This is a genomic window from Fusobacterium sp. (assembly GCF_029258315.1).
Classification (GTDB): domain Bacteria; phylum Fusobacteriota; class Fusobacteriia; order Fusobacteriales; family Fusobacteriaceae; genus Fusobacterium_B.
Window position 1 is genome coordinate 22,985 of the sequence record NZ_JARHZE010000065.1, and the last position, 11,322, is coordinate 34,306.

An 11,322-nucleotide genomic window follows, 5' to 3' on the forward strand; every position below is an offset into this window, starting at 1 on the left:
AATGAGATTTAGTAAATATTATGTAAAAACTCTAAAAGAAACTCCAAAAGAGGCAGAAGTAGTTAGCCATAAATTATTATTAAGATCTGGAATGATAAAAAAATTGGCTAGTGGAGTTTATTCATATTTACCACTAGGATACAGAACTCTTAGAAAAATAGAAAATATTGTAAGAGAAGAGATGGAGAGAGCTGGAGCAGTTGAGGTATTTATGCCAGTTTTACAACCTGCTGAGATTTGGCAAGAATCTGGTAGATGGGATGTTATGGGAGAAGAAATGATAAGAATTAAGGACAGACACGAAAGAGATTTTGTCCTTGGACCAACTCACGAAGAAACTATAACAGACATAGTAAGAAATGATATATTTTCTTATAAGGCATTACCAATAAACCTATATCAAATTCAAACTAAATTTAGAGATGAGAGAAGACCTAGATTTGGACTTATGAGAGGAAGAGAGTTTCTTATGACTGACGGATATTCATTCTCAGTTGATAGAGCTGGACTTGATAAAGAATTTGAAAATATGCAACAAGCTTATTCAAAAGTATTTGAAAGATGTGGATTAGACTTTAGAATAGTTGATGCAGACTCTGGAGCAATCGGAGGAAATGGATCAAGAGAATTTCACGTTATGGCAAACTCAGGAGAAGATGAATTAATATTCTGTGACTCTTGTCACTATGGTGCTAACGTAGAAAAAGCAACAAATAAATTAACTTCTCTACCTAAAGAGGAATTAAAAGAGCCTGTACTTGTACCAACACCAAATATTGCAAAAATAGAGGATGTTGTAGCTAACTTAGGTGTAGAAATAGAAAGAACTGTAAAAGCAATAATGTATAAAGATGTTGTTACAGATGCTCCTTATATGGTATTAATCAGAGGAGATATAGAAGTTAACGAAGTAAAAGTTAAAAATTTAATCAATACAATAGATATAGTTATGTTAACAGATGAAGAAATATCAAAATTAGGATTATTTAAAGGATTTATTGGACCATATGGAATGGATCTAAAATCAAAAGGAATAACTGTTATAGCTGATGAATCTGTTGTAGAGATAACAAACCATACAGCTGGAGGAAATCAACCAGATACTCACTATTTAAATGTTAACTATGGTAGAGATTATACAGTTGATATAGTTGCAGATGTAAGAACTGTTAAAGAGGGAGATATCTGCTCAATCTGTGGAAAACCATTAAGAGTTGCTAGAGGAATTGAGTGTGGACACATATTCAAACTTGGTAAAAAATATTCTGAGCCAATGCACGCAGTTGTTTTAGATGAAAATGGAAAAGAAGTTGTTATGGAAATGGGATGCTATGGAATAGGAGTTTCAAGAACTATGGCAGCATCTATTGAACAAAATAATGACGAGAACGGAATTATATGGCCAGTTTCAATAGCTCCATATGTAGTAGATGTAATTGCTACTAATATGAAAGATGAAGATCAAGTTAATTTAGCAGAAGAATTATACGGAGCATTAACAAATAATGGAGTAGAAACAATCTACGACGATAGAAACGAAAGAGCTGGATTTAAATTTAAAGATGCTGACTTAATTGGATTCCCATTCAAAGTTGTTTGTGGAAAAAAATCAGCAGAAGGAATTGTTGAATTAAAAATAAGAAGAACTGGAGAAACTATGGAGATCGGAAAAGATCAAGTAGTTGAAACAGTAAAAGAATTAATGAAAAAATATTAATTACTGATTAAAAATTTTCATAGAAAATAAAATAAAGAACGACTTATTTAAGTCGTTCTTTTATAAATTTTAGATATTTTTAATTTGTGTTATTTTTCTTCTTTTTTATTAAGAGAAAATCCAGCAAATTTATTTATAATAAGAGATAGAGCTCCATCTCCAGTTACATTACAAGCAGTACCAAAACTATCTTGAGCAAGATAAAGTGCTATCATCAAAGATGTAAGTTCAGGAGAGAAACCTAACATAGATTTAAGAAGTCCTAAAGCAGCCATAACAGCTCCACCAGGAACTCCAGGAGCAGCAACCATTGTAACTCCTAGCATTAAAATAAATCCAATATAAGAACTAAATGAAAAGTTCATTCCTTCAAGCATCATTATAGCAAGAGAACAACTTGTAAGAGTTATTGTACTTCCAGATAAGTGGATAGTTGCAAATAAAGGTACAGTAAACTCTGCTATTCCATCATTCGCTCCATTCTTTTTAGTTTGAGCTAAAGTAACAGGGATTGTAGCTGCAGATGATTGAGTTCCAACAGCTGTGAAATATGCAGGAAGCATAGTTCTTAATAGTGAGAATGGATTTTTTCCATTTAAACCACCAGCGATAGTATATTGGAATAATAATATTGTTAAATGAAGAAGGATGATAACAACAAAAACTTTAGCAAAAACACTTATGATAATTTCAACTTTACCAGCATAAGTCATATTTGCAAATATACCAGCAATATGAAGTGGTAAAAGAGGAATGATAATAGATTTTATTGTTCCTTCAACAATAAGTTGAAATTCATCCATAAATTTTTTAATTGTATTTTCTTTTAAGTAGGCTATACCAAGACCAATTAAAAATGCAAATACAAGTGCAGTCATAACATCCATAAGAGGTGGTATCTTTACATCAATAAGAGATTTTATCAAAGCCTCTTCAGGATTTGTAGTATCATTAAGAACTAAAGAACCAACTTTTAAAAAACGAGGAAAAATATTAGTATCTACAAAATAAGCGAAACTACCAGCAATTATAGTAGAAACATATGCAAGTAGAGTAGAACCCCCTAATAATTTTCCAGCTCCTTTACCAAGGTTTCCAATACCAGGAGCAACAAATCCTACAATAATAAGTGGAATGATAAATCCTAAGAAGTTTCCAAAAATATTATTAAATGTAGCAAGTAGTTCAACAACAAATAAGAATTTCATTTTTCCAATAGCAATACCTAAAACGATTCCTAGAATAAGTCTAGGAAGTAAACCAAATTTTTTCATAAAAACCCCTCCCAAAATTGTTTTTTAATCAGATACAATTGTATGTAAAGATGATACAATATTTGGAAGGAAAAATCAAGTAAAATTTTTAAGGAGGTAGTATGATCGGTGGAAATACCTTGGGAATCAAGGATTATTTATTAAAAGAATTAGAAAGTTTATTAGAAGAAAAAATAGAAAAGGGAAAATTTTTAAGAGAAGATATATTTTTAAAAATAGTAGAGATAAGCTACAATATAAATAAAGAGATAAGTGTAGCGATTGATAGAAATGGAAAAATTTTAGATATAAACATTGGGGATAGTGGAAGTGCAACTCTTCCAAAGGTGGAGTACAAGGATAGAAAACTTTGTGGAGTGAGAATTATCCATACCCATCCAAGTGGAAGTGCTAGACTTTCTGATGTAGATATTTCAGCTTTGATAGAACTTAAACTAGATGCTATGTCAGCCATAGGGATAAATAAAGATGGAAGTATCAATGGAATATCAATGGGATTTTGTAAGGTTCAAGACAATAATATTCTTCATGAAGAGTATCTTTCAAAAAATCTTATGACAGTTGAAAATTATAATTTTTTAGCAAAGATTCAAGAGATTGAAAAAGAATTAAGAGCTAGAATAATAGATGAAGATTATAAAGAGTATGCTATACTTGTTGGAAGAGAGAGCCAAGAAAGTTTAGAAGAGTTAAAAGAACTTGCAAGTGCTTGTGACATAGAAACAGTTCATATAATGTTACAAAAAGGAAGTAAGATTGATAAAAGTTTCTATATAGGTAGTGGAAAGGTAGTGGAACTTGCAAGAGCTAAACAGATAAGAGCAGCTAATCTGATAATTTTTGATGAGGAGCTTTCAGGTATTCAAATTAGAAACTTAGAGGATAATATAGGATGTAGAGTAATAGATAGAACATCTCTGATTTTAGAAATATTTGCAAGAAGAGCTAGAACAAAAGAGGCAAAGATTCAAGTAAAATTAGCTGAATTAAAATATAGAGGAACAAGACTTATTGGATTTGGAACTGAACTTTCAAGAATAGGTGGAGGACTTGGAAATAGAGGACTTGGAGAAACTAAACTTGAACTTGATAGAAGAAAAATAAAAGACGAGATTTCAAATTTAAGAGATGAACTTGAAAAAATAAAAAAAATAAGAGGAACTCAAAGAGAGAGAAGAGAGAAATCAAATATGGGAAAAATCTCTTTGGTTGGGTATACTAATGTTGGAAAATCAACTCTTAGAAACTTAATAGTTAAAAATTATTGTAAAGATAATAGCCCAAAGACAGAAGATGTTTTTGCAGAAAATATGCTTTTTGCTACTTTGGATACCACTGTTAGAGTTGTAGAATTAAAAGATAAAAAAGAGGTAGCAGTAATAGATACAGTTGGATTTATTAGAAAATTACCTCATGATTTAGTCGAGGCTTTTAAATCTACATTGGAAGAGGTTATTTTCTCAGATGTTTTAATTCATGTGGTAGATGCTTCCAGTGAAAATTTATTTAAAGAGATATCTGTTGTAGAAGGAGTATTAAAAGAACTTGGTTGTGAAAATAAGCCAACAATTTTAGCTCTTAATAAGACAGATAAAATCTCAGAAGAAAAACTAGAAGAGGTAAAAGAACAGCTTTTAAATTATGAAATAGTAGAGATAAGTGCTAGGGAAAATATAAATATAGATTTATTACTTGATAAAGCTGTGGATAAGTTACCAGAACAGCTAAAAAAGGCTGAATATTTAATTCCTTATTCAGATACAGCTATGTCAGCTTATATTCATAGTAATTCTTCAGTATTATCAGAAGAGTACTTAGGTGAGGGTATAAAATTAGTGGCTATGGTAGATGATAAGGTTTATAACAAATGTAAAAAATATATGAAATAAATAATAAAAATAATCTTGATTAAATAAAAAAAATGTGATATAATCTCTGAAATTGTGAAAAAATAAAAGGGGGTATTGCAAAAATAATGAAAAGATTTTATGAGAAGCCTGTAAATATATTTAATTTAAAAAATCTTTTTTCTTTTTTTATTTTTTCAAAAACCATTTATAATTATTTTAATATATCAGGAATAAGAATTGCAGTATAATTGCAATTTTTATTCCTTTTTTTATGAAGGAAGGGATAGGTATATGAATTTTGTTTCAATGAAAGAATTTGATAGGGAAGAAATTTTAGAAATTTTAAAAAGAGCTGAGGAATTAGAAAATAATCCTAATCAGGATTTAATAAAAAACAAAATAGCAGCTACACTTTTTTTTGAACCATCAACTAGAACAAGATTATCATTTACTTCAGCATGTTTTAGAATAGGAGCAAAAGTTTTAGGGTTTGATAGTCCAGATGCAACTTCTTTAAAAAAGGGAGAGAGCTTAAGAGATACTACAAAAATGATAAATGGGTATTCTGACATAATAATAATGAGACATTTAAGAGATGGAGCAGCAAAATTTGTTGGAGATGTTTCAGATATACCAGTTATCAATGCTGGAGATGGAGCTAATGAACACCCAAGCCAAACATTACTAGATCTTTATACAATAAAAAAAGAATTTGGAACTTTAGATGGACTTGTAACAGCTTTTGTTGGAGATTTAAAATATGGAAGAACTGTCCATTCATTATCAAAGGCACTTTCAAAATTCAAATGTAAAAAATTCTATTTCGTAGCTCCAGATGAGTTACAAATTACAAAGGAAATCTTAGATGAATTAGATGAAAAAGGAATTGAGTATGAATTAGTAAAAGATTATAAAGAGATCTTAAAAGAGGTAGATGTTCTTTATATGACTAGAATTCAAAAAGAGAGATTTGAAGAGCCAGAACTTTATGAAAAATTAAAAAATGTTTATATAATCTCAAAAGAAACAATAGTTGGAAAATGTAAAGAGAATATGATAATTTTACATCCACTTCCAAGAGTTAATGAGATAAATATAGATTTAGATGAAACAAAACACGCTTTATACTTTAAGCAAGCTAAAAATGGAGTTCCTGTGAGAGAGGCAATGATAGGAATAGCTTTAGATAAATTACAATTAAACTACAAAGAAAAAGCAAAAAATGAAATAATAAAATCAGAAAAACCTCTATGTAGTAATAATAATTGTATTACAAAATTTGAGGAGACTGACAACAAAATAGAGATAAAAAATGGTAAAAAATACTGCTACTACTGTGGAAGAGAAATAAAATAATATAGGAGGATAGGAATAGATGTTTTTAGAAGATTGTAAAGTCTTAGAAAATAAACAAGTTTTTGGAACTTACTATTTAATGAAATTAAAGGGAGAGAAATCAATAAATGTAGCAAAAGCAGGGCAATTTTATATGCTACAATGTAAAGGACAAGGAACAATTCTTAGAAGACCTATAAGTTTACACTATATTGATAGAGAAAAAAATATTATAGAATTTTACTATGAAGTAAAAGGATTAGGAACTGAGGAGTTTAAAAATTTAAAAGAGGGGGATACTCTAAATCTTCAAGGACCTTTAGGAAATGGATTTACTACTGATGTAAAAGATAAAACAATAGTTGTAGTTGGTGGGGGAATGGGAATAGCACCAATAAAATTATTGATAGAAAGATTAAAAGAAAATGGAAATAAGGTTATATTTATCTGTGGTGGAAGAAATCAAGGGGCTGTTGAAATCATAAAAAATATAAACTTAGATGGAATAGAAACATATATTACAACAGATGACGGTTCTTGTGGTGTAAAAGGAAATGTAACATTACCACTTAGAGAAATTTTAGGAAAAGGTGGAATAGATGCTGTTTACACTTGTGGACCTCATAAAATGTTAGAGTTTGTTGGAAAAGTTGCACAGGAGTTTGGAGTTTACTGTGAAGTATCTTTAGAAGAGAGAATGGCTTGTGGAGTAAAAGCTTGTGTAGGATGTTCTATTTTAACTAATGAAGGAATGAAAAAAGTTTGTCATGATGGACCAGTATTTGATAGCAGAATAATAATAGATATCAATCCAAAAAATCCACTACCTTGTGATTGTAATAAATAGGAGGAAACAATGAGTAATAGATTAAAAGTTAATTTTTTAGGAGTTGAATTTGACAATCCAATAGTTACATCATCAGGATGCTTTGGATTTGGTTTAGAATATAAAGATTATTTCGATCCAAATGAATTAGGAGGAATAACTTTAAAAGGTTTAACACTGGAACCAAGAACAGGAAATATGGGGCCAAGAATAGCTGAAACACCTTGTGGTATTTTAAACTGTGTTGGACTTGAAAACCCTGGAATAGAAGTTTTTGAGAAAGAGATTATTCCTAAATTAAAAAAAGAGGGAGTAACAACAAAACTTATAGCTAACATAAATGGAAGTACAGTAGATCAATATGTAGAGATAGCTAAAAGAGTAAATGAAATTGAAGAAATAGATTTAGTAGAATTAAATATTTCTTGTCCAAATGTAAAAGATGGAGGAATGGCCTTTGGAGCAAATCCAGAAGTTGCAGGAAGAACTACAAGAGAGGTTAAGAAAGTTTTAACAAAAAAACCATTGATAGTAAAACTTTCTCCAAATGTAACAAACATTGTTGAAATTGCTAAAATTGTAGAGGCTAATGGAGCTGATGCAATATCAATGATAAACACATTACTTGGTATGAGAATAGATATAAAATCAGGAAAACCAATCTTAGGAAATACTATGGGAGGAATGTCTGGACCAGCAGTAAAACCAATTGCAGTTAGAATGGTTTATCAAGTTGCTCAAAATGTAAATATTCCTATAATTGGAATGGGAGGAATAAACTCTTGGGAAGATGCTGTTGAATTTATTATGGCAGGAGCTACAATGGTATCAATAGGAACAGGAATATTCCCTAATCCAGTTTTACCAGTAGAGGTTAAACAAGGACTTCAAAAATATGCTGAGGATAACAATTTAGAAAATATCCAAGATATAAGAGGAATAGCTTTTAGAAAATAATTAAGAAATATTTAAGGAGAAAAAGATTATGATAAACTCAAAAGATAGATTAATAATAGCATTAGATTTTCCTACAATGGATAAGGCTGTTGAATTAGTAGAGAGATTAGGAGATACAGCAATATTTTATAAAGTAGGATTAGAGTTATTTTTAAACTCAAAAGGAAAAATGGTAGAATACTTAGCTGAAAAAGGTAAGAAAATATTTTTAGATTTAAAATTCCACGACATACCAAATACGACAGCAATGGCATCTGTTTTTGCTGCTAAAGAAAATGTATTTATGTTCAATGTACATTCAACTGGTGGGAAAAAAATGATGGCAAAAGTTGTTGAAGAGGCTAAAAAAATAAATGATAAATCTCTTTTAATAGCTGTAACAATACTTACAAGTCTATCAGAAGAGGAAGTGAAAGAAACTTTCTTAACAAATGCAAGTATAAAAGAGTTGGCTATGAACTTAGCAAAACTTACAAAAGAAGCAGGAATGGACGGGGTAGTTTGCTCACCTTGGGAAGCTAAATATATAAAAGAAGCTTTAGGAAAAGAGTTTAAAACAGTATGTCCAGGTGTAAGACCAGCTTGGTCAGCAACTAATGACCAAACAAGAATAATGACTCCTAAAAATGCAATCTTAAATGGTTGTGATTTCTTAGTAGTTGGAAGACCTATAACTAAAAATGAAGATCCAGTAAATGCTACAAAATTAGTTTTAGCAGAAATTGAAGAGGGATTAAAAGAAGGCGGTCTATGTTAATTAAAAACGGACTTATAACTTTAGAGGAAAAAGTAGTACTTAAAGATATTCTTGTAGAAAACGGAAGGATAAAAGAGATTTCGGATGAAATTAATTTAGATGACCAAGAAGTAATAGATGCTAATGGAAAATATGTTTTGGCAGGAATAATAGATCCTCATGTTCATATGAGAGATCCAGGGCTTACTCATAAAGAAGATTTTGGAACAGGAAGTATGGCTTGTGCTAAAGGTGGAGTTACTACATTTTTAGATATGCCAAATACTGTACCAAATACAATAACAGAGGAGGCTCTTTTAAATAAAAAAAGGGATGCTCAAGGAAGAAGTTATGTAGACTATGGATTTTATTTTGGTGGAAGTAAAAATAATAACTCTGAAGAGGTAAGAAAAGTAAAAGATATGGCAGTGGCTACAAAAGTATTTATGAATGTTTCAACAGGAAATATGCTTGTAGAAGATGAAAAAATATTAGAGGATATTTTTAGATCATCAAATTTAGTTGCTGTTCATGCTGAAGGGGAAATGGTAGCAAAAGCTATTGAACTTTCAGAAAAAACAAAAGTTCCAGTATATCTTTGTCACTTATCTACTAAAGAAGAGATCCAAATGGTAAGAGAGGCTAAAGCTAAAGGACTTAAGATTTATGCTGAAGTAACACCTCATCATTTATTTTTAAATGAAAGCTATGTAAAAGAGGGAAGCTTCCTTAGAATGAAACCAGAGTTAAAAACTAAAGAGGATAATGAAGCTCTTTGGGAAGGGATAATAGATGGAACTATTGATACAATAGGAACAGATCATGCCCCTCATACTTTACAAGAAAAACAAGAAAAATTAACTTTTGGAATACCAGGAGTGCAATTTTCTTTAGAGATAATGTTAAAAGCTGTTGATGGCGAAAAAATTTCATTAACAAAACTTAGTGAAATAATGAGTAAAAATCCAGCAGAAATTTTTGGATTAAAAAATAAAGGAAAAATTGAAGTTGGTTATGACGCTGATTTAGTTATAGTTGATTTAGAAACAGAAGCAAAAATAACTAATGAAGAGGTTGTATCGAAATGTGGTTGGACACCTTATAATGGAATGTCAAAAGGTGGAGAGGTTGTAACTACAATAGTAAGAGGAAACATAGTATATAATAATAAAAAGTTTATAAATAAAAAAATTGGTAAGGAAGTGATGTAACAAATGGATAGAGCAAGAGGAGTAGCACATTCATTATTATCAGTAGGAGCTGTAAAATTAAATGTAGGAGAGCCATTTACTTTTGTATCTGGAATAAAAAGTCCAATTTATTGTGACAATAGAAAAATGATAGGATATCCAGAAGAGAGAAAAGTTGTAGTAGATGGATTTATCGAAATATTAAAAGATAAAGAGTTTGATGTAGTAGCAGGAACTGCAACAGCAGGAATTCCTTGGGCAGGATTTATAGCTGAAAGATTAAACGTACCAATGGCTTACATTCGTTCAGCTAAAAAAGATCACGGAGCAGGAAGACAAATTGAAGGAGCAGATTTAGAAGGAAAAAAAGTTATAGTTATAGAAGACTTAATTTCTACTGGTGGAAGTTCTATAAAAGCTGTTGAAGCTGCAAAAGAAGCAGGAGCAAAAGAAGTAGAAGTAGTAGCTATATTCTCATACCAATTCTTAAAAGCTGAAGAGAATTTTAAAAATGCAGGAATAAAATTAACAAATATTTCTGATTTTACAACTCTAATTGGACTTGCAACTGAGCAAAAATATTTAACAGAAGAAGAAAAAGAGATTGCTTTAAAATGGAATAAATCTCCTAACACTTGGGGAGTTTAATAAAAGTTTTTAATAACATATTTATGACACATTTATTTTTTATAATAAAGTTGTCATAAAATTACCCCATAATTTATAGAGTAAATAAACGAAGAGGCTATTGAAAAATAGCTTCTTTTTTTTTACAAAAAATTTGTTTTTCTATTAGTTATATTTTCATATTATATTTTATAAAAAAATCACAAAAAATAAAAAGGAAAAATATTTTTATTAGAGTAGTATATTGTAAAAGAAAGTGTTAAAAAAATGAGACTAAAATATACAAAAAAAATTTTTTTATGTCGCAAATAAAAAAAGTGCTGATATAATAAGATTAAAATAAATAAAAGACTTATTTTATATAAAAGTGGGGGGTGGTGATTTAAAAGTTTTGGATCTATTATTTGAAATTTACTTTATTTCGAATAATAGAAATATTTTTATTATAGGAGGTTCTTATGAAAAAAGTATTAATATTGTTGATGTTTTTACTTAATTTAGTTGTTGCTTATGCCAATATTGATTTTAATCTATCAGTAGAAAAGTTAGAAATGAAGAATGGTGTAGTAACAATGATGGATGTGAAAGATGCAAACCCAGGGGATACATTAGTTTATACATTAAAAATTACAAATAATGGGGAAGAAAAGGTAACAAATATAATGCCGAGTATACCAATACCTGAGTATACAACATTAATCCCAACTTTAGTGGCTCCAACAACATCATATGTAGTTTCAACAGACAATAAAAACTACAAAAAATATCCTTATTTAAATAATGATGGTAGCCCAGTTTCTGATTCTATGT

The 11,322-nt window shown here is 29.8% G+C and carries 10 protein-coding genes; 9 read left to right on the top strand and 1 reads right to left on the bottom strand.

Going from position 1 to position 11,322, the window contains the following annotated elements:
• Position 1 precedes the first annotated feature (1 nt).
• Positions 2-1,717, top strand: a complete 1,716-nt coding sequence (locus tag Q1J48_RS05200; protein ID WP_300361701.1) for a proline--tRNA ligase — start codon at positions 2-4, stop codon at positions 1,715-1,717.
• An 89-nt stretch (positions 1,718-1,806) separates the two neighbouring features.
• On the opposite strand, the gene Q1J48_RS05205 is transcribed toward Q1J48_RS05200, so the two are convergent.
• The gene (locus Q1J48_RS05205; protein ID WP_300361704.1) at positions 1,807-2,991 is read right to left on the bottom strand and encodes a dicarboxylate/amino acid:cation symporter; all 1,185 of its coding nucleotides are present in this window, start codon (positions 2,989-2,991) and stop codon (positions 1,807-1,809) included.
• A gap of 101 nt (positions 2,992-3,092) precedes the next feature.
• Here Q1J48_RS05205 and hflX point away from each other — a divergent pair, with 101 nt between their 5' ends.
• From hflX to Q1J48_RS05245, 8 genes are all read left to right on the top strand, one after another.
• Entirely contained in the window at positions 3,093-4,880 is a 1,788-nt protein-coding gene (gene hflX / locus Q1J48_RS05210; RefSeq protein WP_300361707.1) for a GTPase HflX, read from the top strand.
• Between the two features lie 252 nt (positions 4,881-5,132).
• Entirely contained in the window at positions 5,133-6,197 is a 1,065-nt protein-coding gene (gene pyrB / locus Q1J48_RS05215) for an aspartate carbamoyltransferase (protein WP_300361709.1), read from the top strand.
• A gap of 19 nt (positions 6,198-6,216) precedes the next feature.
• Positions 6,217-7,023, top strand: coding sequence for a dihydroorotate dehydrogenase electron transfer subunit (locus Q1J48_RS05220; protein WP_300328911.1), 807 nt, complete (start codon positions 6,217-6,219; stop codon positions 7,021-7,023).
• Positions 7,024-7,032: 9 nt separating this feature from the next.
• Complete coding sequence (locus Q1J48_RS05225) at positions 7,033-7,959, top strand: dihydroorotate dehydrogenase (protein WP_300361712.1); 927 nt, start codon at positions 7,033-7,035, stop codon at positions 7,957-7,959.
• A gap of 31 nt (positions 7,960-7,990) precedes the next feature.
• On the top strand, positions 7,991-8,716 hold the full coding sequence (gene pyrF, locus Q1J48_RS05230; protein WP_300329104.1) for an orotidine-5'-phosphate decarboxylase: 726 nt from the start codon (positions 7,991-7,993) through the stop codon (positions 8,714-8,716).
• A complete protein-coding gene (locus Q1J48_RS05235; RefSeq protein WP_300361715.1) occupies positions 8,710-9,906 on the top strand; it encodes a dihydroorotase in 1,197 nt (398 codons plus the stop codon). The genes pyrF and Q1J48_RS05235 overlap by 7 nt, the downstream gene beginning before the upstream one ends.
• A gap of 3 nt (positions 9,907-9,909) precedes the next feature.
• The gene (gene pyrE, locus Q1J48_RS05240; RefSeq protein WP_300328902.1) at positions 9,910-10,533 is read left to right on the top strand and encodes an orotate phosphoribosyltransferase; all 624 of its coding nucleotides are present in this window, start codon (positions 9,910-9,912) and stop codon (positions 10,531-10,533) included.
• Between the two features lie 437 nt (positions 10,534-10,970).
• A partial coding sequence (locus tag Q1J48_RS05245) for a hypothetical protein (protein ID WP_300361719.1) occupies positions 10,971-11,322 on the top strand: 352 nt, incomplete at its 3' end.